The organism is Brenneria alni (assembly GCF_003666245.1).
In the GTDB taxonomy this organism is placed as follows: Bacteria; Pseudomonadota; Gammaproteobacteria; order Enterobacterales; family Enterobacteriaceae; genus Brenneria; species Brenneria alni.
In genome coordinates this window covers 20,081-46,227 of sequence record NZ_MJLZ01000003.1, presented here as the reverse complement: position 1 = coordinate 46,227, position 26,147 = coordinate 20,081, and the positions used below count along the sequence as shown (strand labels likewise).

The window sequence follows — 26,147 nt, the reverse complement described above, 5'->3', positions numbered from 1 at the left end:
GAAACCACCCTGCTGCGTTGTTCCGTGCTCGCCATCCTCATGGACATTCAGTCCACTGCGGTGGCTGTGCGCGGTACGCCTTGCCGGATGCTTTCTCGCTCACGCTACAACATCGATGTTCACTTCGCGCTGCGATTATTTGAGAGACTCTGATACAACTAAACCACTACCCTCGCAGATAATGTTCAGCCGTATCGTTTCAATTTTCAGCTTGTTCCAGATTGTTAAAGAGCAAAATACTTCGCAGCATACTGTCGCCAATACACTCTGAAGTCTTTTTTAATGGTGGAGCTATGCGGGATCGAACCGCAGACCTCCTGCGTGCAAAGCAGGCGCTCTCCCAGCTGAGCTATAGCCCCATGACTTACAGATACCTTCAGTACCACTCGTGAGAGAGTTAATTCTTTTCCAGGTAAGGCGTGCAATGGCGAAGCATACCGCAGTATGCGAGGCATTTCACAACGCAGCATGGGAGAGAATTTGGTAGGCCTGAGTGGACTTGAACCACCGACCTCACCCTTATCAGGGGTGCGCTCTAACCACCTGAGCTACAAGCCTATAAGGTATTTCTGCTCGTTATTTTCATCAGACAATCTGTTGTGGACACTGCACAGCCTGTATCAGGCTTTTACTAAGGAGGTGATCCAACCGCAGGTTCCCCTACGGTTACCTTGTTACGACTTCACCCCAGTCATGAATCACAAAGTGGTAAGCGCCCCCCCTGAGGTTAAGCTACCTACTTCTTTTGCAACCCACTCCCATGGTGTGACGGGCGGTGTGTACAAGGCCCGGGAACGTATTCACCGTGGCATTCTGATCCACGATTACTAGCGATTCCGACTTCATGGAGTCGAGTTGCAGACTCCAATCCGGACTACGACGCACTTTATGAGGTCCGCTCACCCTCGCAGGCTCGCTTCTCTTTGTATGCGCCATTGTAGCACGTGTGTAGCCCTACTCGTAAGGGCCATGATGACTTGACGTCATCCCCACCTTCCTCCGGTTTATCACCGGCAGTCTCCTTTGAGTTCCCACCATTACGTGCTGGCAACAAAGGATAAGGGTTGCGCTCGTTGCGGGACTTAACCCAACATTTCACAACACGAGCTGACGACAGCCATGCAGCACCTGTCTCTCAGTTCCCGAAGGCACAAAACTGTCTCCAGTCTCTTCTGAGGATGTCAAGAGTAGGTAAGGTTCTTCGCGTTGCATCGAATTAAACCACATGCTCCACCGCTTGTGCGGGCCCCCGTCAATTCATTTGAGTTTTAACCTTGCGGCCGTACTCCCCAGGCGGTCGACTTAACGCGTTTGCTCCGAAAGCCACGGCTCAAGGCCACAACCTTCAAGTCGACATCGTTTACAGCGTGGACTACCAGGGTATCTAATCCTGTTTGCTCCCCACGCTTTCGCACCTCAGCGTCAGTCTTTGTCCAGGGGGCCGCCTTCGCCACCGGTATTCCTCCAGATCTCTACGCATTTCACCGCTACACCTGGAATTCTACCCCCCTCTACAAGACTCCAGCTTGCCAGTTTCAAATGCAGTTCCCAGGTTAAGCCCGGGGATTTCACATCTGACTTAACAAACCGCCTGCGTGCCCTTTACGCCCAGTCATTCCGATTAACGCTTGCACCCTCCGTATTACCGCGGCTGCTGGCACGGAGTTAGCCGGTGCTTCTTCTGCGGGTAACGTCAATCAACAAGCTTATTAAGCTCATTGCCTTCCTCCCCGCTGAAAGTGCTTTACAACCCTAAGGCCTTCTTCACACACGCGGCATGGCTGCATCAGGGTTTCCCCCATTGTGCAATATTCCCCACTGCTGCCTCCCGTAGGAGTCTGGACCGTGTCTCAGTTCCAGTGTGGCTGGTCATCCTCTCAGACCAGCTAGGGATCGTCGCCTAGGTGAGCCTTTACCCCACCTACCAGCTAATCCCATCTGGGCACATCCGATGGCGTGAGGCCCTAAGGTCCCCCACTTTGGTCCGAAGACATTATGCGGTATTAGCTACCGTTTCCAGTAGTTATCCCCCTCCATCAGGCAGTTTCCCAGACTTTACTCACCCGTCCGCCGCTCGTCACCCAGGAAGCAAGCTCCCCTGTGCTACCGCCCGACTTGCATGTGTTAGGCCTGCCGCCAGCGTTCAATCTGAGCCATGATCAAACTCTTCAATTTAAGATTTGTTTGATTCGCTAACTTAATAGCTGTGCTCAAAGAATTATCAACTGTTTATTCGTAATGAATTTACTGTCAGTCACTCTTCAAGACTTTTTATATCGCTTGCCGATACCGTCTTGTGAGTGCCCACACAGATTGTCTGATTAAATTGTTAAAGAGCAGTGCCACATTACGCTGTGGCGCGGGCCGCATAGTCTATGCATTTCCGCTGTGAAGTCAAGTGATTAATGCCTGACTTCCTGCTGCCATCACAACCGCGCAAGCGCCGTTGCCGGGTCAGTGGTGGCGCATTATAGGGACTTCTGCGCAGGCCGCAATAGGTATTTTGCATAAAAATCATCGTTTGCTGCAATACACAGCAAAACACCAGCTTATACCCTTTTTCACACAAAGTTATCCACAGATAAGGTTCCAACTGAAATTAGACGAGCATCACGCAAACGTTTTCGCTACAATTCTTCCGCGAAAAATACGCCCTCTTGCTGTGGACGTTAACTGAATATTTTTCTTTATCTTGTAATCGCTGTTTTATAGGAAGAAAAAGACGATATTCACGTACTGTTCTTTACTGACTACCCAAATCCAAGGGATACCATCATCATGCAACAACCTCGTCCTATTCGCCGTGCTCTACTCAGCGTTTCCGACAAAGCAGGCATTGTCGACTTTGCTCAAGCCTTGTCTCAACGTGGGGTTGAGCTTCTTTCCACCGGGGGTACAGCGCGCCTGCTGGCCGATGCAGGTCTGCCGGTCACAGAAGTCTCTGACTACACGGATTTCCCGGAAATGATGGATGGACGAGTTAAAACCCTGCACCCGAAAGTTCATGGCGGCATTCTGGGACGTCGCGGTCAGGATGACGCTATCATGGCGCAACATGACATCAAACCGATTGATATGGTGATCGTCAATCTTTATCCCTTTGCCCAGACTGTGGCCCGCGAAAATTGTACGCTGGAAGATGCCGTCGAAAATATTGATATCGGTGGCCCAACCATGGTTCGTTCCGCCGCCAAGAACCATAAAGATGTCGCTATCGTGGTCAAAAACAGTGATTACCACACCATCATTAATGAAATTGACGCCAACGACGGCTCCCTGACTTATAAAACCCGTTTTGATCTGGCTATCAAAGCATTCGAACACACTGCGGCTTACGACAGCATGATCGCCAACTATTTCGGCGCATTGGTTCCGGCCTATCATGGTGAGACAGATAAACCGTCAGGCCATTTTCCACGCACGCTGAATCTGAATTACATCAAGAAGCAAGACATGCGCTACGGTGAAAACAGCCACCAGCAGGCTGCCTTCTATATAGAAGAGAATGTGACGGAAGCTTCTGTTGCAACATCTCAACAATTGCAGGGCAAAGCCCTATCCTACAATAATATCGCCGACACGGATGCGGCGTTGGAGTGCGTCAAGGAATTCACCGAAGCCGCCTGCGTGATCGTCAAACATGCCAACCCATGCGGCGTGGCTATCGGTAGTTCGATTCTTGATGCCTATGAACGGGCCTACAAAACTGATCCTACCTCTGCTTTTGGCGGCATTATTGCCTTTAACCGTGAGTTAGACGAACAAACAGCACAGGCCATCATCAGTCGCCAATTTGTTGAGGTAATTATTGCTCCATCAGCCAGCGAAGCCGCACTGAAAGTTACCGCAGCCAAACAGAACATTCGCGTATTAATCTGCGGAGAATGGCAACAGCGTCTGCCAGGCCTGGATTTCAAACGTGTGAATGGCGGTCTGCTGGTACAGGATCGCGATCTGGGTATGGTCAACGCCTCTCAACTGCGTGTGGTGACCAGGCGTCAACCCAGCGAACAGGAATTGCGCGATGCGCTCTTCTGCTGGAAAGTCGCCAAATTCGTCAAATCCAACGCGATTGTCTATGCCCGTGACAACATGACAATTGGTATAGGCGCGGGCCAGATGAGCCGGGTTTATTCCGCCAAGATTGCGGGTATCAAGGCCAGTGATGAAGGGCTGGAAGTGAGAGGTTCCGCTATGGCTTCCGACGCTTTCTTCCCATTCCGTGACGGCATTGATGCCGCTGCCGCCGTGGGCATCACCTGTGTCATCCAGCCGGGTGGTTCTATCCGTGACGATGAAGTCATTGCCGCCGCCAACGAACACGGCATTGCGATGATCTTTACCGATATGCGCCATTTCCGCCATTAATTCAGGATCTGACTAATATGAACATTTTAATCATTGGCAACGGCGGACGCGAACATGCGCTGGCCTGGAAAGCCGCTCAATCACCGCTGACGGATATCGTTTATGTCGCGCCGGGAAATGCTGGCACGGCGTTGGAGCCGGGATTGAGCAATGTCGATATCGCTGCCACCGACATTCCCGCGCTGGTCAATTTTGCGCAGCAGAATCAGATTGGCTTAACCATCGTGGGTCCTGAAGCCCCCCTGGTCATTGGCGTGGTCGATGCGTTCCGCACCGCTGGCCTGAATATCTTTGGCCCAACGCAGGCCGCCGCACAATTGGAAGGTTCTAAAGCCTTCACCAAGGATTTCCTCGCCCGTCACCGCATCCCAACTGCGGAATACCAGAATTTTACCGAAGTCGAGCCTGCGCTGGCCTATGTTCGTAGTAAAGGTGCGCCGATCGTGATTAAGGCTGACGGTCTGGCGGCAGGTAAAGGTGTTATCGTTGCCATGACGCTGGAAGAAGCCGAAAACGCTATTCAGGATATGCTGGCAGGTAATGCGTTTGGTGACGCAGGGCATCGCATTGTGATCGAGGAATTCCTTGATGGCGAAGAAGCCAGCTTTATTGTGATGGTTGACGGCGAACATGTGCTGCCGATGGCAACCAGCCAGGATCATAAACGGGTTGGTGACAAAGACACCGGCCCGAATACCGGCGGTATGGGCGCTTATTCCCCTGCGCCGGTGGTGACAGATGAAATTCACCAGCGTGTGATGGATCAGGTCATCTGGCCAACGGTGAGCGGCATGGCGGCTGAAGGAAATATCTATACGGGTTTCCTGTATGCCGGACTAATGATTTCCGCCGATGGTCAACCGAAAGTGATTGAATTTAACTGCCGTTTTGGTGACCCGGAAACACAACCCATCATGCTGCGTTTGCGTTCCGATCTGGTTGAGCTATGCCTCGCCGCCTGCGACGGCAAGCTCGATGAAAAAGACTCCGCCTGGGATGAGCGCCCTTCATTGGGCGTGGTGCTGGCGGCGGGCGGATATCCAGGCGACTATCATAATGGAGAAGTAATTTCTGGCTTACCGCCGCAAGATTCTGAAGATGGTAAAGTCTTTCATGCTGGCACAAAACTGGATGGCGCAAACGTCGTCACCAACGGCGGGCGCGTATTATGCGTAACAGCATTAGGAGACACAGTAGCCGATGCGCAGAAACGCGCATATGAACTGGCGAGCGGAATCCATTGGCAGGGGTGTTTCTGCCGTAAAGATATCGGCTATCGCGCCATTGAGCGGGAACAGGCCTGACAAACTGAGAAGCCCGGAGCAATCCGGGTTTTTTACGCTTCGCGTTTTTATTTTATGATTTAACCGATGCATTATTGGCGGGTGTTCAAGATGGCATTCTATTACAGACTCTCTGCCTCCATCTCCCATCGGCAGAAGCTCCCCTGATCGGCCAGCAGCAACTGCGTGCCCTCTGGCGCCTCCAGCCACGCAATACTCAGCGTGCCGATTAACTGTTGTCGACGTTGAACTATCCATCCCATTGAGAGACTGTCGAAGTAGGGGCGTACCCATTGCCCGGCACAAGTGACCACTTGTCCGTTCTGCCATGTTCCTTGTTTCAAAATGACCTTACCGGCCTGAAGCACCTCACTGAGCTCCAGTAAGCGTTTGGCATCCCACTGATAGAGCGTGAGATCTTCATCGGAGATGGACTCCCGTCGCTCTGCCAACTGACGTTGCATAAAGCTGACTGTTCCTTTTTCCGTAAAACGTATCTCAATATCATCTTTCTGCGTTTCCAGGGATCTCTTTATTTCACGTAAGTTACCCTGCTGATACAGATAGCGGGATACTACCGTATCATCGCCCTGAAGCGGGTTATAAACCACGATAAGCCTGATGATATTGTGCTGAGAGTCATCTTTACGCCATAGACGAACCACGCCACGATCGGAAATATAGCCGCTGGCAAAGACTGACGGGGGCGGAGTATGGCTACTACAGGCGACAGTCAACAATATCGCGGCGCCGATGCTGAACCGGCGTAATAAAAGCAAAAGGGGCGAAATCGCCCCCCTGCTTAAATGCTTAACCGGCATGGCTTATTTAACAGCGTCTTTCAGAGCCTTGCCAGATACAAACGCTGGCACGTTGGCGGCAGCAATTTTGATTTCTTTACCAGTTTGCGGGTTGCGGCCAGTGCGCTCGTTACGATGATTTACTTTAAACGTGCCAAAACCAACTAATTGTACTGCATCACCTTCTTTCAGAGACTCAGTAATTGCCGCCAGAGTTGATTCCAGTGCTGCTTTCGCCTGTACTTTGGAAAGATCAGCTTTGTCTGCAATTACATCAATCAGTTGAGTCTTATTCATAAGTTATCCTTACAGTGTGTTTATCGCTTGCTAAGATCGAGTGCGACGGATATGCCATGAAAGCACTCTCCTGCATACACGCACCGACAGCCACTTTTATTACGCCCCCCAAATGTAGACCAGACAGGGTGCGAATGTGAAGTATTAAGACATACCATTTCAGGCGTTAAATCACGTTTTATCGTGTTATTGGCTTAAATTTACACCAATGTTGCTGCTGGCAGCTTCACGCAGATCGGCGCGGAGCCCCTTTATCAGTTCGATATCACGCTCTTCGCAGGCAGCCAGCAGGCGGAAAATCTCCCATTGGATATCCCACTCGTCTTCAATTGCAGGCAGCACTTTCAATTCGTCATCGGTCATTTCTTTACCGGCCTGCGTCATTTCCAGCATGGCCACCGTGCGGATCGACGTCTCGCTGATGGCGATCGCATGTTCCAGCGTTTCACCACTTAACCGGGAATGAACCAGCTCACCCAAGGCGATGCAAGCATCAATTGCCGGGTAGACACCATAAATATCATAGTCATCAGATGCCGGAATCGCCTCTTCTAATTTTTCCAATTGGCTATCAAAATTAACTTTGGCATCTTTAACCACCAACGTTTCCCAAACCAGATCGAGAATGCGGCGGTAAACCATAGCCTCACCAAACCCGGTTTGCTGACAAAATTCATGGTAATTAGGATACATGCGTTCGCAAAGGCATGCCATAAATGTGACATGTTGCCAGCTTCCGAGCTTTTCCAAACGCAAATGAATTGGGTTACGTAACATTTTTATGCTCATTAGAGGCAATGGACGGCAGTGTACCTGAAATTACCACCGCGCCCTATGCCTGAATTCCTAAAAGTTTTGACGAGATCGCTCACAAAATTTGTTGCTGCCAGCGCTGAAACGCGGGCCGATCGGACGCCACCGCATCAGCCCAGCGAGTGGGTTCCGGCAGGCGGTAGCCACGCATACAACGTTTCACCCACAGCAAAGCGCTATCCAGACTAACACGGTGACCGGTCGCCACAAACAGGGGGTTGCAACGCGCCTTGCTGCGCCATACCCAGCCAATCTGTTCGCTTTTATCCAGCAGCGGCTGCTGGCTGCCCACCTCGTTCGATAATAGCTCGAAATGCCCACATAAGCGGCTTTTTGCCACGCCAATCGTCGGCACATTCGCCAATAGACCGAAATGGCTGGCCACGCCAAGCCGACGCGGATGTGAAATGCCGTGTCCGTCAACAAAGAGTAGATCCGGTTTTTGCTCCAGCAGTGTCCAGGCGGCCATTAAGCCTGGGCATTCGCGAAAGGACAGAAAGCCGGGAATGTACGGCATTGTTGTGCCGACACGGGCAATTTTGTATTCGACCAATTCCAGCGACGGGTATCGCAGCACCGCAATGGCCGCACGGGTCACCGTTCCGTCCTGTTCAAACCCTACGTCGGCGCCAGCAATCAACGCCGGCTGGTCAAACGGAAGATCGTCATAGCGAATAATTTCCGCCGCGTGCGTTAGTTGTTCGGTACGCAACAGTTGGGTATCAATCACACGCCCCCTATTGATGGTATACACGAGATAACTTATGCACCGCCTCAACAAAGACGCCAGCATGTTCGGGCGGCACATCCTGATGAATGCCGTGCCCCAGATTGAACACATGACCGTGGCCGTGGCCGAATCCCGCCAGAATCGTTCCAACTTCCTGCTCAATACGCGCAGGTTGAGCATATAACATGGAAGGGTCCATATTGCCCTGCAACGCGACTTTGTCGCCGACGCGGCGGCGGGCATCAGCAATGTCGGTCGTCCAGTCGAGTCCCAGCGCATCACAGCCGGTTTCCGCCATCGCTTCAAGCCACTGCCCCCCGCCTTTAGTGAACAAGGTGACAGGCACGCGGCGGCTTTCGCTCTCGCGCTGTAGACCATTAACGATTTTGTGCAGGTAATGCAGGGAAAACTCGCGATAATCGCGGCCACTCAGCACGCCGCCCCAGGTATCAAATATCATGACCGCCTGAGCGCCAGCGCGGATCTGCGCGTTCAGGTAGAGGATGACGCTGTCTGCCAGCTTATCCAATAGCAAGTGCAGCGTTTTCGGTTGCGCAAACATCATCTTTTTAATGATGGTGAATGCCTTGCTGCTTCCACCTTCAACCATGTATGTCGCCAGCGTCCAGGGACTGCCGGAAAATCCAATCAGCGGTACTGCGCCAGCAAGACTTTTGCGGATAGTGCGTACCGCGTTCATGACATAGCCCAGTTCCTGCTCCGGATCGGGAATCGGTAATTTCACAACGTCGGCATGGCAGGTAACCGGAGACTGAAAACACGGGCCTTCACCCGTTTCAAAGTACAACCCCAGTCCCATCGCATCAGGAATAGTCAGGATATCTGAAAACAGGATCGCCGCATCAAGATCGTAGCGCCGCAACGGTTGTAACGTTACTTCACAGGCCAATTCCGCGTTTTTACACAGCGACATAAAATCGCCCGCCTGAGCGCGGGTTGCCCTGTATTCAGGCAAATAGCGCCCTGCCTGACGCATCATCCACACTGGCGTCACATCAACAGGCTGGCGTAATAAAGCCCGTAAATAGCGATCGTTTTTCAGATCAGTCATGCTGTTTTCCTTTAGTCGTCATCCCGATTCATACGGTTATCGCGGTCAATTGTAACATGATGGTTACCGTTCTCATGATAAGCGCGGCAAAGCACAACCGTATCCTCAATCAAACGGCGGGCCACCGTGCCAGGCGGCGGTAAAATAGGAAGCTGGTCATAGCGGAACCAGCCAGCGTGGCGTAGCTCTGCCGGATCGTGCTTAACCTCGCCCCCCGCATAGTCTGCCATAAAGGCCATCATCAGCGAGTGCGGAAAAGGCCAGGGCTGAGAACTGATATAACGCAGATTATTAATCTGAATACAGCTTTCTTCCATCACCTCACGGGCTACCGTCTGTTCCAGTGTTTCGCCCACTTCAACAAACCCCGCCAGTACCGTATACATATTTCCGCGGTGGCGATTGTGCTGTGCCAGCAGGATTTCATCACCTCGTCGGATCGCGACGATAATACAGGGCGCGATCTGGGGATAATAACGCTCCTTACAGTGGTGGCACAGGCAGGCCAGTTCGGTTTTACTTCGTACCATTTCATGGCCGCAGTAACCGCACAATCGGTGGGCGCGGTAAAACTCCGCCAGTTGCACGCCCCGTCCCGCCATTTGAAAAAGACCGGCTTCCTGATCGATGAGCTGGCGGACAGATGTCATACCGCTTTCCCGATTCTGACAAACCAGCCAGACTGATTGTCCTTGCCATTCGCCGATTCGGCGGGCAACCTCACCCTGCAACGACCAATTTGCCGCCGTTCCCTGTGGTAATTCACCCTGCGGAAGCCATATTTGATTTGCGTAACTAACGACCCACCATCCTGTTTCGTTACCTTTTAGCGTTCGTTCCATATCTTTCTATTGCCCCTCTATCACTTCACTGGCATGTTACCATTCAGGGTGATGAGATAACTTTTATAATTACCGGTTATTTTTACCATTTACGGAGTCAATAATGCTAAACCAGTTACAAAGCCTGACTGAACTCGTCGGTGGCAATAATGCGTTAATCGACCAGTGGCTACAAGCGCGTAAGCAACTCCTGATTGCCTACTACCATCTGGTTGGCATCAAGCCCAATAAGGAAACGCACTCTTTATTGGATGAAGAAGCATTGAATGGCTTTTGCCAAAAACTGGTTGACTACCTATCGATCGGCCATTTCCACGTGTACGAACGCGTGTTGCGGGAATCAGCCCTCCTAAGTGAACAGAAGCAGGCTTTTTTCAGCCAGCTCGATCAGGCATTAAAAAACAACACACAGCAGATTATGGCGGCGTACGACGGCTACTTAGCGGCCACTATCGATCATGACAACTGCATTGAATTCCAACAGGCGCTTTCCAGCGTGGGCGAAAACCTGGCGGAACGTTTCTCGCTGGAAGATCAGGTAATCCGGCTAATTTTTGATAAGTAATCTCTTTTTTATTATCAGCAAAGTCATATTGTTACCGTTCAGCAACCGATTTGCCTTCACGGATACCCCTTTCCTGCTTTGACATGCCTGCACCATCGTCATAAAGTGTCATCGTTGTAATTAGCCTGCTAATACTGGGGCTATCTTGTCGGAGTGCCTAGCGCGTTTCTATTTTCTGATTTATTGATGAGAAAGAAAATGCACAGGCTGAGACCGTTAATTCGGGATCCGCGGAACCTGATCGGGTTAATACCTGCGAAGGGAACAAGAGTAATATGCCTGGCTGAACCATAGACTTTGTCTATACGTTTATCGCTCTGTGGCATTAAAATCCGTTATTACTCCCTCCGAGCTCCAGACAAGCAATTTTCCCTTTACGCCATACAGGAACTTGCTATGTCTACAGAAAAATCATCACCAAAACCGCAAAAGTCCAGCCGTCGTGAGCAACGGGCCGCCGCCCAACAATTTATTGATACGCTTCAGGGTACGGCGTTCCCGAATTCCCGGCGTATTTATCTCACCGGTTCGCGTGAAGATATCCGCGTCCCCATGCGTGAAATCCAGCTTAGTCCGACGTTAATCGGCGGCGAGAAAGATAACCCTCTGTATGTCGCCAATGAAGCTATCCCGGTTTATGACACCGCTGGTCCATACGGCGATCCGGCTGCACGCCCGGACGTACACGTCGGGTTAGACAGGCTGCGGGCGGGCTGGATCGCCGAACGAAACGACACGGAAGCCCTGTCCGCAGTCAGTTCGGACTTCACGCAGCAGCGTCTGGCGGATGCTGGCCTTGACCACCTTCGTTTCGAACATCTCCCCCGCCCTCGTCGTGCCAAAGCAGGGAAATGCGTCACCCAACTGCATTACGCCCGTCAGGGCATCGTCACGCCGGAAATGGAATTTATCGCCATTCGTGAAAACATGGGGCGAGAGCGTATCCGTGGCGAGGTATTACGCCAACAGCATCCCGGTGAGGGATTTGGCGCGCATTTGCCGGAAAACATCACCCCGGAGTTTGTACGTCAGGAAGTGGCCGCCGGGCGCGCCATCATCCCGTCCAACATCAATCACCCCGAATCCGAACCGATGATTATCGGCCGCAACTTCCTGGTGAAGGTGAATGCTAATATCGGTAACTCCGCCGTCACCTCCTCTATTGAAGAAGAAGTGGAAAAGCTGGTGTGGTCCACCCGCTGGGGGGCGGATACCGTGATGGACCTCTCAACCGGGCGTTATATCCATGAAACTCGTGAGTGGATCCTGCGAAACAGCCCGGTGCCGATTGGCACGGTGCCCATCTATCAGGCGCTGGAAAAAGTTAACGGCGTGGCGGAAAACCTGAACTGGGAAATGTTCCGCGACACGCTGCTGGAACAGGCTGAACAAGGCGTCGACTATTTCACCATCCACGCTGGCGTACTACTGCGTTACGTTCCCATGACCGCCAAACGGCTGACCGGCATTGTGTCGCGTGGCGGTTCTATTATGGCGAAGTGGTGCCTGTCGCATCACCAGGAGAGCTTCCTGTACCAGCATTTCCGCGAAATCTGCGAAATCTGCGCCGCCTATGACGTTGCCCTGTCGTTAGGCGACGGCTTACGTCCTGGTTCCATTCAGGACGCCAACGATGAAGCGCAGTTTGCCGAGTTGCATACGCTGGGTGAGCTGACCAAAATTGCCTGGGAATACGACGTACAGGTGATGATTGAAGGTCCCGGACATGTGCCGATGCAGATGATCCGCCGCAATATGACCGAAGAGCTGGAACACTGCCACGAAGCGCCATTCTATACGCTTGGCCCGCTGACCACCGACATCGCCCCCGGTTACGATCACTTTACCTCCGGTATCGGTGCGGCGATGATTGGCTGGTTCGGCTGCGCCATGCTCTGCTACGTCACCCCCAAAGAGCACCTCGGCCTGCCCAATAAAGAGGACGTCAAGCAAGGTCTGATCACCTACAAAATCGCCGCCCACGCTGCCGATCTGGCGAAAGGCCACCCCGGCGCGCAGATCCGCGATAACGCCATGTCAAAAGCGCGCTTCGAATTCCGCTGGGAAGATCAGTTTAATCTGGCGCTCGATCCACAAACGGCTCGTGCCTACCACGATGAAACGCTGCCGCAGGAGTCCGGTAAAGTGGCCCATTTCTGTTCCATGTGCGGGCCGAAATTCTGCTCAATGAAAATTTCGCAGGAAGTGCGTGACTATGCGGCAAAACAGGAAGCCGAAACGAAACCCATCGAAGTGGGCATGGCGCAAATGTCAGAGGCGTTTCGCTCACGCGGCGGCGAGTTGTACCACAGCGCCGCCAGTCTGCAAACGGAGGAGAATAAATGACCTCGCCCCAGGTAACCGAGCCTTTTGCCCCCACTGCGCATCGGCTCGGACTCTATCCCGTAGTAGACAGCGTGGAGTGGATTGACCGTCTGCTCGGCGTCGGCGTCAAAACGATCCAACTGCGCATTAAAGATCTGCCTGATGAACAGGTTGAAAAAGATATTATCCGGGCTATCGCTCTGGGCCGCCATTATCAGGCGCGGCTGTTTATCAATGACTACTGGTCATTAGCCGTGAAGCATCAGGCCTATGGCGTTCATCTCGGTCAGGAGGATCTGGACACCGCCGATCTCGCCGCTATTCGGCAGGCCGGGCTACGTCTTGGCGTATCCACCCACGATGACCGTGAACTGGCTCGTGCGATTGCCATACATCCCTCTTACATCGCATTAGGGCATATCTTTCCCACTCAAACTAAAGCCATGCCTTCCGCGCCGCAAGGGATTGCCGAACTCACGCGGCACATTGCCACGCTTGCGGATCGTTTCCCTACCGTCGCCATCGGCGGTATCAGCATGGATCGGGTTCCGGCGGTGTTAGCCACCGGGGTGGGCAGTATTGCGGTGGTCAGCGCCATCACCCACGCCACCGACTGGCGCCAGGCCACTGCGGGATTGCTTTCCATGATCGAAGGGCGGGAGGTGTAATGTGTTAAGCGATCAGGAATTTCTGCGCTACAGCCGTCAGCTTCTGCTGGAGGACATCAGCCCAGAAGGTCAGGAACGCCTCAAATCCGCCAGCGTTTTGTTGGTGGGGCTGGGCGGGCTGGGCGCGCCCGCCTCACTCTATCTGGCCGCAGCCGGCGTAGGCACGCTGCTGCTGGCGGACGACGACACGTTGCACATAACCAACCTACAGCGGCAGATCCTTTACCGCACAGGGGACATTGATAAACCCAAGGCGGTGCTGGCGCAACGGCAGCTACAGGCGCTAAACCCGCATGTGGAGGCTATTGCCCTGACGGAGCGGCTCAACGGAAAAACCTTACATCAGGCGGTAAACCGTGCCGACGTGGTGCTGGATTGCAGCGACAATATGCAAACCCGCCATGCGGTAAACGCCGCCTGCATCCACGCGGGCAAACCTTTGATCAGCGGCAGCGCCGTCGGCTTTAGCGGGCAACTGCTGGTGCTGACGCCACCCTATAGTCAGGGCTGCTATGCCTGCCTGTATCCCGATGCGACAGAGCCACATCGCAACTGCCGAACGGCAGGCGTGCTCGGTCCGGTTGTCGGCGTGATCGGCACACTTCAGGCGCTGGAGGCGATCAAGCTGCTGGCCGGGCTACCTTCTCCCCTGAGTGGCAAGCTGCGTCTGTTTGATGGAAAACAGCAAAGCTGGAACACCCTGCAACTCGCCCGATCGGCTCATTGTGCGGTATGCGGGGCGGGCGCATGAAGGTTACTCTCAACGACCAGACTATTGAGCTGGCAGATACGATAACAGTACAAGCCCTGCTGATGCAGATAAATCGTCTGCAGCCTGGCACTGCACTGGCCATCAATCAAACCATTATCCCGCGTGACGCCTGGCTTCAGCATCAGGTTCAGGACGGTGATGATATTTTGCTTTTTCAGGCAATAGCGGGAGGATGACATGCTGCACATTGCCGATACAACCTTTACATCCCGGCTGCTCACCGGCACCGGAAAATTCGCCACCTCTGAAATCATGCTGGCGGCGTTGCACGCCTCCGGCTCACAACTGGTCACTATGGCGATGAAACGCGTTGATCTGAAAGGCGGTAACGATGCCATTCTTGCCCCGCTGCGCCAGCTTGGCGTCAGGCTGCTGCCCAATACGTCTGGCGCCAAAACCGCCGATGAAGCAGTCTTTGCCGCCCGGCTGGCGCGTGAAGCGTTAGGCACTCATTGGGTGAAACTGGAAATTCATCCTGACATGAAATACCTGCTCCCCGATGCGATTGAAACGCTAAACGCCGCCGAACGGTTAGTAAAAGAGGGATTCGTCGTCCTGCCCTATTGTGGCGCTGACCCAGTATTGTGCAAACGGCTGGAAGAGGCGGGATGCGCGGCCGTCATGCCGTTGGGCGCGCCGATTGGTTCCAATCAGGGACTGCAAACCCGTGATTTCCTGCGAATCATTATCGAGCAAGCCCGCGTTCCCGTCGTCGTCGATGCGGGGATCGGCGCTCCCAGCCACGCGGTAGAAGCGCTGGAGATGGGGGCTGACGCCGTGCTGGTCAATACCGCCATTGCCGTTGCCCGTGATCCGGTAACTATGGCGCAGGCCTTCAGGATTGCGGTTGAGGCCGGGACGCTGGCTAATCAGGCCGGGTTGGGAAATAAACAGTATACCGCCAGCGCCACCAGCCCCTTGACCGGCTTTCTGCACCGGCAGACAGAAGGAGCGGCCTGATGGGGAACGACTTTCAAACCGCCTGGGAACAGCTCGACTGGGACGACCTCACATTAAGGATCAACAGTAAAACCTCAGGTGATGTTGAGTGTGCGCTCGGTGCCGCCCGGCTGAACCGGGAAGACTTTATGGCGTTAATCTCCCCTGCCGCCGCGCCTTATCTGGAACCGCTGGCGCAGCGGGCGCAACAGCTTACCCGTCAGCGCTTCGGCAACACGGTAAGTTTCTACGTTCCCTTATATCTTTCCAACCTGTGTTCCAATGACTGTACTTACTGCGGTTTCTCCATGAGTAACCACATTAAGCGCAAAACGCTGGATGAGGATGAGATCCTACGCGAATGCGCGGCGATCAAGGCGTTGGGGTTCGATCACCTGTTGCTGGTAACAGGCGAACATCAGCGAAAAGTGGGAATGGACTATTTCCGCCGCGTTTTCCCGCTGATTCGTCCGCACTTCAGCTCACTGATGATCGAAGTTCAGCCGCTGGCACAGGAGGAATACGCGGAACTGAAAACGTTGGGACTGGATGGTGTGATGGTGTATCAGGAAACCTATCATCCGGCAACCTATCAACAACATCACCTGCGGGGGCAAAAGCAGGACTTTCACTGGCGGCTGGCGACCCCGGACCGGCTTGGTCGCGCGGGGATCGATAAGATTGGTCTTGGGGCCTTGATCGGCCTGTCAGACAGTTGGCGAACCGACTGTTATATGGTGGCGGAGCATTTGCTGCATATGCAGCAGACGTACTGGAAGAGCCGTTACTCCATCTCGTTCCCCCGGCTACGCCCTTGTGCTGGCGGCGTTGAGCCTGCGTCGATAATGGATGAAACGCAGCTAATGCAGGTGATTTGCGCTTTTCGCCTGCTGTCGCCGGATATTGAGCTGTCGCTATCCACCCGCGAATCGCCTTTTTTCCGCGATCATGCTATTCCCATTGCGATTAATAACGTCAGCGCTTTTTCCAAAACCCAACCAGGGGGCTATGCCGATGATCACCCCGAACTGGAACAGTTTTCACCGCATGACGCTCGCAGGCCGGAAGAGGTGGCACAGGTCATTATTCAGGCCGGATTACAGCCGGTGTGGAAAGACTGGGACGGCTATTTGGGAAGAAGCACGCAATAAACGATGCACGTTGCACAAGAGGGGAATATTCCGCGGCGGGGCTTCGCAAAACAGGGAACGCGCTATCGTCAAAGGGAATGCCGGTAAGTAGAGTACCGGCGTCGGCGTTTCGCTGACCAGGGCGTGTCGCCACTTGCTGCTCTGCATACCAAATAAGCCGATACGGGTTTTACGCTTAACCGTATCGGCTCCTCCCTGAAACCGCGATTAATGGTCGGACATTATCTGACTGACCGTTTCACCCAGAATACGCAGCCCATTTCCTGTTTCGTCAGTGAACGGCAACGCGTAATTGAGCCTCAGGCAGTTACGGTATTTCCCGGAAGCAGAAAATAATGAACCGGCGGCAATCTGAATACCAGACTTGCGCACTTCACGGTTAAGCCGAAGAGAGTCAAACGACTCCGGTAACTCAATCCACATCAGGAACCCGCCCTGCGGACGGCTGACGCAGATCCCACAGGGGAAATAGTGGCGAACCCAACAGGTAAAGACATCAAGATTACATTTATATTGCATCCGCATCCGCCGCAGATGGGGTTGATAGTGGCCTTTCCGGATAAAATCCGCCACCGCTAGTTGCGTATGTGCAACCGTGTAACCCGTGCCGATGTACTTGGTGTGGATGACCCGCTCCAGATAGCGCCCCGGCGCGATCCAGCCGACGCGCAAGCCCGGAGCAAGGTTTTTGGAAAAAGAGCTGCACAGCAATACCCGTCCATCTTCATCGAACGATTTAATGGTTCTGGGGCGGGGATATTCATAACTCAGCTCGCCATAGGCATCGTCCTCAATGATGGCGAGATCGAAACGCTGCGCCAGCGTGATTAACGCTTTCTTATACTCGTTGGGCATCGTAAACCCCAGCGGATTATTGCAGCTAGGCACCAGCAACACCGCCTTGATGGGCCACTGTTCCAACGCCAGACCCAGCGCATCAAGACTGATACCGGTAGCGGCACAGGTCGGAATTTCAATCGCTTTAATCCCTAATCCGCGGAGAATCTGCATGGTGCCGGGAAACGCGGGCGATTCAACGGCAATAATATCCTCAGGCTGACAAACCGCCCGCACCGCGACGAACAGCGCTTCCTGACAGCCGGTGGTAATCACGATATCATCCACCGTAAGCTGACAGCCGCTGTCCACCGTCAGACGCGCCACCTGCTCACGCAATTCGGGCACGCCATACATGTTGTCATAGTTCAGCACCCGTTCATCCTGATGCTGGCACAGTCGGTTCAGCGCTTTCCATAGCGGTTTCACCGTTGACTGACTCACATCCGGTGTGCCGCTACCGAAGTTGAACCTGTTCTTCTCCGGGCCATTGTTAAACAGCTCCCGCACTGATTCCCACTGGGTGATCTCAACCGGGCGTTGAGCGGGACGGGTCAGCTCCGGCATCGGCGGCGTGGCCTTACGCGGCGCCACAAAATACCCGGAACGCGGCTGCGGCATAATAAGCTGGCGCGCTTCCAGCAGATGATAAGCCTGCTGCACGGTGCTGATACTCACGCCATGTTCCGAACTGAGCGCCCTAACGGACGGCAGGCGTTCGCCGCTTTGGTACAAACCTTGCTCTATGCGCTGTTGCAGCAGGGAAGCGAGGTATTGGTAACGCGTCATAAGTATCGTCTCTCAGGCAGGATTACAGACAGAATCAGTACAGATTGAGGTGAAAAATACCATTCAGATGCCATATTACACAATCTGTATGTTAGAAAAATGTATTTCCTGAGCCTGTATTAAAACAGCATTCCCTCGCATCATAGTGTCAAGTCATCAGGTAAGGGGGAAAAATGGAACATCAGGCAAATTGCTCACAACGCACAATTAGCAAGTCATTATGGCGGTTAATCTTTATTCTGCCTTACCGTAAATGGAAAGAATGGCGGTTAAGAGTGAAAACACGGCGAATATTAATGGCTATGAATGACGAAAGATTAAAAGATATCGGGCTGTCACGAAATGACATCAATCGTCTCAGGTAAGTAAAAAGATATCTAAGGCGCGGATAAATCCGCGCCGAATAACCCGTAGACATCCCCCCTCCGCAACCAGCGAATTTTATGGAACTACTGCCTTGATACGCCCACTCAGCAGAACGGGTGCGCACAATATATCTCTTCGCGCCTGAACATTATCGTTATAGCTGAGAGTTGGTAATATCACTTATGAGAATCCCGGCACGGTCCACCATCCGCCAACAACCACACGCAGCCAAACTGGCAGAAACGCCCGCTCCATCCCCAGCGAATATTCAGGATCGTACCGAATCTTCACAGACGCAACGCAATAACACCAATCGGGGCAATGCCCAGTTACGCGGTACAATAAGAGCAGGGCAAGTGGACATCCGACAGAAAAGCCGTTCCCGCCGCTCGCCAGACTTTGCCCATAACAGCAGGTCTGTACGGCAACGTCTGGATACCCATGCCTCCCCTCAGTCTCAGGTAAACCTGAGAGATGCGCTCAATTTTCCCGAACAACATCTCAGTGGACAAGAGAAAGCCACACTACAACAACAACGTTTAGCACAGCAAAGTCAGCTCCTGAAGTCTTACCCTATCCAACATTCTCCCCAGCAATGTGTTGATATGGCATATAACAACGTTCTCGCCGAACATAACGGTCTTGGGAGCGCACTGGTCTTCCTCCGAACAGATAACAATCACGACATAAACTTCAGGTTACTCAGCAATTATCTACATAAACTTAATATGCACACGCCGCATCCTCCTTCCCCCATGCTGATGTTGAAAACGCGTCAGTGCGCCAGCCTGGCAGCCAATTACCTTATGCATACCGACTGGTTCAGCAACGCTCATCCCTATTACTATACTCATCTGGCCAATAAGTTGAGTAAGCACACCAAGAGCCCCGAATGCATCAATGCCCTGGAATGGCTCGCCAGACAAATCCTGCACTCAGACCAGGATCAATTTCATGACCTGAAAGATTACGAAATCTGTATTCTGACATCCGGGTTTTTAAGAAACCCACAAAGTGAGTCATGCCGAGACGCCACCCTGTATGTCGCACATGAGTTGATGCAGCGGCAAACAGCATCGCAAGAGCAGCAAATGCGCAACACCGCCGCCTTGCTTACCGCATTCAGTCGCTGGCCTCAACATGACGGCATCAAGGAGATGGCGTTACAACTGGCTGAACGCATTGCGACAAACAAGTCATTGATACAATCCATGGATAAACTTGCGCTGTCCACCTGTGCTATCGCACTCGCCAAATGGCCGAAAAGCGAGAGAGCCAAAGAAGCCGTTTTGATGCTGACCAGAGACATTAGAAAGCATCCTGCTTTTCTGCATAAAATAGATGAGCAATGGGTGGCGAATATTCTTAACGCCCTCAGCAAATGGCCCGAAAGCGAGAGGGCTGGAAAGACGGTACGATGCATCGCCGGATACATCATACAAGATGCCCAACTACGACAAACCATGACCTCGCAAGGGGTTGCCAATTCATTGAATGCTTTGAGTAAATGGCCAGAATCCAGCGAAGTGAAAAACGCCGCTCTACAGTTGGCCGAGCGTATCATCGCTGATAAGCCGCTACGGCAGGCTATTCTCTGCAACGAATTAATCAGCAGCATGAATGCACTAAGTAAATGGTCTGATGCTCCCCAGATCAGGGAAGCCTGTGTCCTGCTGGCCGAAAATCTTATTGATAAGCCTCACCTGCGACAGTCGCTGGATTCACGGGAGGCCACTATTGTTTTAAATTCACTAAGTAAATGGCCCGATAGCGCCCGGACTACGGAACTGGTGCAACTACTGGCCGATCGTATCAGAAAAGACGTCGCATTTTGCCAAACGATGGAATCGCAGTCTGTCGCCAATGCTCTCAATGCATTCAGTAAATGGCCTGAAAACAACGTGATCAAAGATGCCGTGGTGCAGATTGCCATACATATCAGGAAGAACCAGACGATATGTCAATCGATGACCAGACAGGAAATGGCCAATTCATTCAATGCACTGGGTAAATGGTCTGACCTACCTCAACTCCTTGAAGCGACTCTGGTGCTGGCCGATCGTGTTATCACGGATACGCGATTGCGACAAAATCTGGAGGAACAATATCTCGCCAATATGTTAGCTGCACTGGGCAGGTGGCCGCAAAACGAGATTATCAAAAAGGCGGCTTTACTGCTGGCAGATCTCATCACGGAGAATAAAGCGTTGTGCCAGTCTCTGCCCTCCCATAACCTTTCCAGCATTATGAATGCCCTGAGCAAATGGCCGCAAAACGAACGCGCCCAGGCTGCGGGCAAGCCTTTGACCGCAAGGATTATCGCCGACAAGCCGTTACGGCAGTCGCTGACTGCCTTAGGGATCACCAACATTATTAATGCGTTGGGTACACTGAGCAAATGGGATGATGCGCCTCAAATCAAAGAGGCGGCCCTGCTGCTGGCCGATCATTTTTCCAGCGATGCATCGTTGCGCCAGTCAATGACGAAGACGAAATTGATTGTCAACATGCTTATCGGCCTGAGCAAGTTTGCCGAAGATAAACGCACCGAATCCTCAGCCCTATGGCTGGCCAAGCGTATCACCAACGATGAGCCATTACGGCAATCCATCCCCGAAAATATGATTGCCAACACCCTTAACGCGCTGAGTAAATGGCTGGATCTCCCCCGTATCCGTGAGACATTTATCCTGCTGATCGAGCGCATCGTCACAGAAGAGCCACTGGTGCCCGCTATGGATTTCAAAGCCATTAGCAGCGCCCTGAACGCCATCGGCAAATGGCCTGATAATAACAACCTGGTCAGGCAAGCCGCCTTGCGGCTGGTTGAGTCTCTCGTGGAGGATGAAACTCAATTACACGCCAGCCCCCCGCAGATATTCACCAATATATTCAATGATCTGAGCAGGTGGCAGAAAGAACCACCCATCCAGCAGATGGTATGGCAGTTGGCGACACTGCCGGGAAAAGACAATTATGCCTGGAAAAACTTTAACATCATGGATCTGACTCAGATCAGCAATACCCTGATGCGCATGGTCGGTTCAACTCAGAACAGCAATGAAGAGGAACTGGCACACATAACACCGATACTGCACGATATGGCCATCCACCTGGAGCTGCATCCGCAGCTCCTGAACACGGCCAAGCTCTGGCAGATAGGCATACTGTTCAAGTCATTCGCCAGCGTCCAGTTGTATCGATCACTGCGCCCGCTGGCTGCAACGGCCCTCGCTCACGTCCAGGCGCTTTGCAACAAAGACCAACTACGTGACCAGCATCTGGAAGCTATTGGCAATATTTGCCTCGGTTTCCTGCCCCTGCTACGCAGCCACGAACTCACCCGTTTTCGCCAGCCGGCGCTACTGACGTTTAACACATTACAGCCGATTATTGAGCAAAAGCTGCAAGGTTTTCTACGATCCCAAAAGACAGAACCGAGCATATTGTTACGTTATAAGGACGGAGATACAGCCTGTGATACCCGTTGCCCGGCGTTGACCTTCTACCAAATTCTTAAAGCATACAGCACGGTCAGCCGCCAGTGGCATGCCGCCTATATTGAAGGCGATTATCAGACGATAAAAGATCGCCAATCTGAACTAAAGCGGTGGGTCAACACAACGTTGGAGCGTACCCGTCACACGATTGAGGCCGATCTACAGGAAAATAGCTGGAATGTAATCGCACAAATTGAAGCTAATAATGATGTGCTGAATGCGCTCGATTTACGCTTGAGCAAAGAGGTGAAACAGATCACCCAGCGCCACCCGCCCAGTCAATTTGATCTGGCCTTGTCACACGCAGAAATGCGTACTCAGCCAGGGAAACTCAGGGCTGTATCGCCAAACGTGGGCGACACCGTTCATAAGATAGTCAATATAAACGGTCAACCGGTTAAAGATTCAGGGTTGGATGAAGATATGGAAAAACCCTACTCCCTATATGCCAGGCTGACCGGCCTTCCTCTGGTTGAAGTTCAGCTACCGGGAAAACTCAGCGCGTTTATGCTGGCACGAACGTTCCAGTACCAAGGGGAACCCTGGCGGTTCGATATATTCGGCGGTAGTCGTCTCACGCGCGGACGCATGAAACAGGTAAAAAGTATCCTGTCGGGAAAAGATCCGGTCAAAGGCCTGTTACCCGCCATCCGCTACACGGACAGCGCCCCCGGCAGCCCATTGATGACGCTGGTAAAAAAACTTGCTCCACAGCGCGAGGATTGGTCGCGTATGCAAAGAGCGCTGCTGGAGATGGTACCGCATGACCATGTGGTTGAAGGTACGCTGCGTACCGGCTGGTTCGCTGACGTTGCCGGCGCCCAACACCCATTTAGACCTATCAGCTCGAACGGTCAACGCCTTGCCCTATGCCCCAATGATGGTTGCGGCTTCTTAAAGATGGAAGTAGCGATGCGCATTCCGGTTATTCGAGACTGTATAGAAGCCTGGCCTTTAACCAACGAACAGAGAACCAATCATAGTTTTATCCCTCCACAGGCGTTACAGCATTATCCGCGTAATGACGCCGCATTGATGGAGGCGCGTGAAGTTATGCAACATCGGCTCCAGACGCTGGCCGAGCAAAAATATGGGCGCCAGGCCCAGGCTGGCGCATCGGCCACAGGGCAGTTTGTCGCGGGCGATATAGACTTGCTCACGCTCTACCAGTTGACCATCAGCGGCGGTTATAACGGCAAACGCATACGTGCAGTGCCATCGGCTGACGACAAACTTCACCTTCCGCCATCCACCAGCGCCGAATTCGACCGATACGGAGGCGACCTGCTGCTGGGCAAGCCGCCATACGATAAAGAAAACCTGCTGCCGCTTCCACCAGAGCAGGTAGCCACCGTCAGCCAGGGGGATGCCACCGCGCAATTATTGGCCGAGTGCTTCTCTATACAATATAGCTATACCGGTTTCGACGACCAATCAGGCCAGGATCTCGACATGCTGCACAGCAAGGGAATGCTAATTATTCTTCCGGCTGAAAGCTGGCCGCCGGAGTTTCGGAGCATGGATCTGGCCTGCTCCAAAGAAGATATGAAGATCATGTCCCGCTGGGTGAGTGGACGCGATCGCGCAGGCATCGCGCAGCAGATCGTCAGCACCGGTAGCCTGCGGGTCAAAGATATCTTGACGCCCGGCACGTTGGGAGCCATCCCTATCAGTGAACTAAGAAAGCGCAATATGGACACCGACGGCGACGATGCCTTTATCTACGCGGGTTATCCCAAATTATCGGCGGCGATTCGCCAAACCATGCAGGAACGCGACGACATACGCGGTATCGGACACTCATTCAAACCACCCAAAACGGCTCACTCAGCGTTTGACGACGACGGCAATTACCTGGCGGGACGGGGTAAAGAAATTCTGGCGGAGCAAGAGGGCGGAAAATTAATGGGACTGGCAAGCACCACCGCCACACTTTTCCTGGCTCAACCGGACGAACTGCGCCAGACAATGGCCTACAATATGATGTTCGGCACCTATGATGGTTTTGATCGTCAGCTGCGCAACGGCCTACGCGCTCTGCTGGAAAGTCGTGATAACGCCCCGTCACTGCAATCGCTGCAAGATATAGCGCAACAGGATATTGAGTGCGCTCATCTGCCCGAGGCTCGTCAGGCTTCAGGGGTGCTCTCCCAGTTGATACAGCAGTTGGCAGGGCAAAAAACTCAGCCACCGCCGCAACTCCCCGCTGAATTGGCGGAGCACTTCCCACCACTGGACCAGGCTTATAATCAGGCCGATAACACACCAAAGCGTATCGAGGCCATGTTGAATAACTACCCGGTATGTCGGCTGTCACACACTGAGTTTCCCAACGGACAACCGGGAATTGTCAAGGGCCAGCCAGAGCTGACCATGCGTAACCTCTTTACCATTGCGGTGAAAGTGGGCACGGATGCACTAAAATCAGATACAGGTACAAAATTGTTTACCCGTATTATGGAAAAGTGTGAGGCTTCGATACGTTCCGTATCCGAGCGGATACATCAGGTTCCCCATACCAAGCAGACGGCACGAGCCATACGCGACGGCCAGTTCGATCCCGAACAAGCCCGCAACATACTCGCGCGCATTCCTACTATGGCCGCTGGCGTAATGGAGACTGCAGTGGAAACACTGCAACAGGCCGGCTTACTATCCGCCCCGCTTACCCCAGCGATGCAACTGTCTGCATTACACCCGCAAGATATCACACAAAACGCACGAAACCTTAACTCGCACGCGGCTATGGCCGAGCCAGCCATTACCATCATGCTGCAAAATATGCTGAAAAACATCACTGGCGCACAGGCGCAACTGGCAGGCCTGAATCACGCGGTCAAATCAGTCAATTCGCTCAGTAACAAGTTGCGCTACCTGATAGCATACAAGTCTCTGCCCTTGCAGGAAGCGGTAGCAAAGGTCAACGACGCACTGCGCTACAGTATCGTGTTGCCGCATGACACCTTTACCCACGGATGCCGTCGTATTCTGGCGACACTCGACGATGCCGGGCATAGATTATCTCAGCGCATTAATCATTTCACCCAACAGGGGTATGGGTTCAGCGCCATCAGCGCCAAACTGAACAGCCCGGACGGACTGATATGGGAGATCCAGTTTCACACGCCACAGACGTTTGAGTTAAAAGAGCAGTTCCATGACTTGTACAAGAAAGCGCAGGCGGTGCGCTATCAGAGCACCAATTCTGAACAAGAGCGGGCAATTCTCCACCCTGCCAGAGAGGCGTTCCGAGCTGTTCCCCTGCCACCAGGTTGCGAAGAGCTGGACAATTGGGAGACTATGCATAAGCCCGCACAGACATCATCCCGACTAAAGCCACTGCGCCCCTCGGAAAAAACTCTCTCAATTCCACCTCACCTCGTCACACCCATGCGACAGATTGTCAGCCAGGCGCATGCGCTGGAAAAATGCATAACTCCCGTACTACTGCCGGTCTTGGCGCAGTTCAATGGAAAGCTGCAAGGAGATCAGAATTGGCAGTCCCATATTTTCAAAGCTGAAAAATCAATCGTACGCAAGATAGTACTACTGCAACAAAAAGAGCATTTATCCCCGGAAACGGCAGCGCAACAGGTTCGTGACGGGCTGCGTTACGTGACCATATTGCCTTTTGAGCGATTTTACGAGGCGGTACAAGGCATTGTTAATGCGCTGAAACAACATGCCATCACCGTGATGCGTATTAACAATGCCTTCACTACTCAGAATACCACCTATGCCGGTCTTAACATCAACCTGCACAGTGACGGCGCAGTACCAGGCGACTTTGAAATCCAGTTCCATACCCGCTCAAGCCTGCACAACAAACTCAAAACACATAAAGATTACGAGAAACTGCGTCAACTCCCTGATATACCAACCGGTGAGCATCAGGATGACGTCACCATTGAATTCACAGCCAGACGCGAGCAACTACAACAAAGACTGCGTGATGCCGCAGCTCTGGTCAAACGTCCTGAAAGGATTGACAACATTCCGTCATTCAACAGGTACGTCGACCAAGAGTAAG

18 protein-coding genes, 2 tRNA genes, 1 rRNA gene and 1 riboswitch are annotated in these 26,147 nt (G+C 52.9%); of the genes, 11 read left to right on the top strand and 10 right to left on the bottom strand.

Annotated features, from left to right (window positions below; all coding sequences use genetic code 11):
• Nucleotides 1-283 precede the first annotated feature (283 nt).
• The 3 genes from BIY29_RS02275 to BIY29_RS02265 all read right to left on the bottom strand — a co-directional run bounded on the left by BIY29_RS02275 (nucleotide 284) and on the right by BIY29_RS02265 (nucleotide 2,175).
• A tRNA-Ala gene (locus tag BIY29_RS02275) sits at nucleotides 284-359 on the bottom strand.
• 122 nt (nucleotides 360-481) lie between these two features.
• Nucleotides 482-558: transfer RNA gene (locus BIY29_RS02270), tRNA-Ile, on the bottom strand.
• A 74-nt stretch (nucleotides 559-632) separates the two neighbouring features.
• A 16S ribosomal RNA gene (locus BIY29_RS02265) occupies nucleotides 633-2,175 on the bottom strand.
• A gap of 603 nt (nucleotides 2,176-2,778) precedes the next feature.
• On the opposite strand from BIY29_RS02265, the gene purH reads away from it, so the two are divergent.
• Both purH and purD read left to right on the top strand, forming a co-directional pair.
• A complete protein-coding gene (purH, locus tag BIY29_RS02255) occupies nucleotides 2,779-4,368 on the top strand; it encodes a bifunctional phosphoribosylaminoimidazolecarboxamide formyltransferase/IMP cyclohydrolase (protein WP_121573393.1) in 1,590 nt (529 codons plus the stop codon).
• Nucleotides 4,369-4,385: 17 nt separating this feature from the next.
• Nucleotides 4,386-5,672: a phosphoribosylamine--glycine ligase gene (gene purD, locus BIY29_RS02250; RefSeq protein WP_121573391.1), complete on the top strand. Its 1,287-nt coding sequence runs from the start codon at nucleotides 4,386-4,388 to the stop codon at nucleotides 5,670-5,672.
• Nucleotides 5,673-5,773: 101 nt separating this feature from the next.
• Here purD and BIY29_RS02245 read toward each other — a convergent pair whose 3' ends face one another.
• The 6 genes from BIY29_RS02245 to nudC all read right to left on the bottom strand — a co-directional run bounded on the left by BIY29_RS02245 (nucleotide 5,774) and on the right by nudC (nucleotide 10,205).
• Nucleotides 5,774-6,472, bottom strand: coding sequence for a DUF1481 domain-containing protein (locus BIY29_RS02245; protein ID WP_121573389.1), 699 nt, complete (start codon nucleotides 6,470-6,472; stop codon nucleotides 5,774-5,776).
• Nucleotides 6,473-6,475: 3 nt separating this feature from the next.
• Nucleotides 6,476-6,748, bottom strand: coding sequence for a nucleoid-associated protein HU-alpha (gene hupA / locus BIY29_RS02240; RefSeq protein ID WP_009114799.1), 273 nt, complete (start codon nucleotides 6,746-6,748; stop codon nucleotides 6,476-6,478).
• 186 nt (nucleotides 6,749-6,934) lie between these two features.
• Complete coding sequence (locus tag BIY29_RS02235; RefSeq protein ID WP_121573387.1) at nucleotides 6,935-7,525, bottom strand: YjaG family protein; 591 nt, start codon at nucleotides 7,523-7,525, stop codon at nucleotides 6,935-6,937.
• A gap of 91 nt (nucleotides 7,526-7,616) precedes the next feature.
• A complete protein-coding gene (gene nfi, locus BIY29_RS02230) occupies nucleotides 7,617-8,291 on the bottom strand; it encodes a deoxyribonuclease V (RefSeq protein ID WP_121573385.1) in 675 nt (224 codons plus the stop codon).
• 7 nt (nucleotides 8,292-8,298) lie between these two features.
• Complete coding sequence (gene hemE / locus BIY29_RS02225) at nucleotides 8,299-9,363, bottom strand: uroporphyrinogen decarboxylase (RefSeq protein WP_121573383.1); 1,065 nt, start codon at nucleotides 9,361-9,363, stop codon at nucleotides 8,299-8,301.
• A gap of 11 nt (nucleotides 9,364-9,374) precedes the next feature.
• Nucleotides 9,375-10,205, bottom strand: coding sequence for an NAD(+) diphosphatase (nudC, locus tag BIY29_RS02220; protein ID WP_121573381.1), 831 nt, complete (start codon nucleotides 10,203-10,205; stop codon nucleotides 9,375-9,377).
• A 103-nt stretch (nucleotides 10,206-10,308) separates the two neighbouring features.
• On the opposite strand from nudC, the gene rsd reads away from it, so the two are divergent.
• The 7 genes from rsd (at nucleotide 10,309) to thiH (ending at nucleotide 16,625) form a co-directional block, all read left to right on the top strand.
• Complete coding sequence (gene rsd, locus BIY29_RS02215) at nucleotides 10,309-10,770, top strand: sigma D regulator (RefSeq protein ID WP_121573380.1); 462 nt, start codon at nucleotides 10,309-10,311, stop codon at nucleotides 10,768-10,770.
• Nucleotides 10,771-10,909: 139 nt separating this feature from the next.
• Nucleotides 10,910-11,051, top strand: a riboswitch (TPP riboswitch).
• Between the two features lie 115 nt (nucleotides 11,052-11,166).
• Entirely contained in the window at nucleotides 11,167-13,116 is a 1,950-nt protein-coding gene (gene thiC, locus BIY29_RS02210; protein ID WP_121573378.1) for a phosphomethylpyrimidine synthase ThiC, read from the top strand.
• Nucleotides 13,113-13,763 carry a thiamine phosphate synthase gene (thiE, locus tag BIY29_RS02205; RefSeq protein ID WP_121573376.1) on the top strand — a complete coding sequence of 217 codons (651 nt, stop codon included), beginning with the start codon at nucleotides 13,113-13,115 and terminating at the stop codon, nucleotides 13,761-13,763. Before thiC ends, thiE begins: the two co-directional genes overlap by 4 nt.
• 1 nt (nucleotide 13,764) lies before the next feature.
• Entirely contained in the window at nucleotides 13,765-14,514 is a 750-nt protein-coding gene (locus BIY29_RS02200) for a HesA/MoeB/ThiF family protein (protein WP_121573375.1), read from the top strand.
• Nucleotides 14,511-14,711 (top strand): sulfur carrier protein ThiS, encoded by a 201-nt coding sequence (gene thiS, locus BIY29_RS02195; protein ID WP_121573373.1) that lies wholly within the window; start codon nucleotides 14,511-14,513, stop codon nucleotides 14,709-14,711. Before BIY29_RS02200 ends, thiS begins: the two co-directional genes overlap by 4 nt.
• A gap of 1 nt (nucleotide 14,712) precedes the next feature.
• The gene (locus BIY29_RS02190; RefSeq protein WP_121573371.1) at nucleotides 14,713-15,495 is read left to right on the top strand and encodes a thiazole synthase; all 783 of its coding nucleotides are present in this window, start codon (nucleotides 14,713-14,715) and stop codon (nucleotides 15,493-15,495) included.
• Complete coding sequence (gene thiH, locus BIY29_RS02185; RefSeq protein WP_121573369.1) at nucleotides 15,495-16,625, top strand: 2-iminoacetate synthase ThiH; 1,131 nt, start codon at nucleotides 15,495-15,497, stop codon at nucleotides 16,623-16,625. Before BIY29_RS02190 ends, thiH begins: the two co-directional genes overlap by 1 nt.
• Before the next feature lie 207 nt (nucleotides 16,626-16,832).
• Here the strand turns inward: thiH and BIY29_RS02180 are convergent, their stop codons facing one another.
• Nucleotides 16,833-18,251 carry an aminotransferase-like domain-containing protein gene (locus tag BIY29_RS02180; RefSeq protein ID WP_121573366.1) on the bottom strand — a complete coding sequence of 473 codons (1,419 nt, stop codon included), beginning with the start codon at nucleotides 18,249-18,251 and terminating at the stop codon, nucleotides 16,833-16,835.
• Nucleotides 18,252-18,424: 173 nt separating this feature from the next.
• Between BIY29_RS02180 and BIY29_RS20775 the strand changes: the two genes are divergently transcribed.
• Entirely contained in the window at nucleotides 18,425-18,616 is a 192-nt protein-coding gene (locus BIY29_RS20775; RefSeq protein WP_121573364.1) for a DUF1127 domain-containing protein, read from the top strand.
• 183 nt (nucleotides 18,617-18,799) lie between these two features.
• Nucleotides 18,800-26,146, top strand: coding sequence for a XopAD/skwp family type III secretion system effector (gene xopAD, locus BIY29_RS02170; RefSeq protein ID WP_121573362.1), 7,347 nt, complete (start codon nucleotides 18,800-18,802; stop codon nucleotides 26,144-26,146).
• The last annotated feature ends 1 nt before the right edge of the window (nucleotide 26,147 follow it).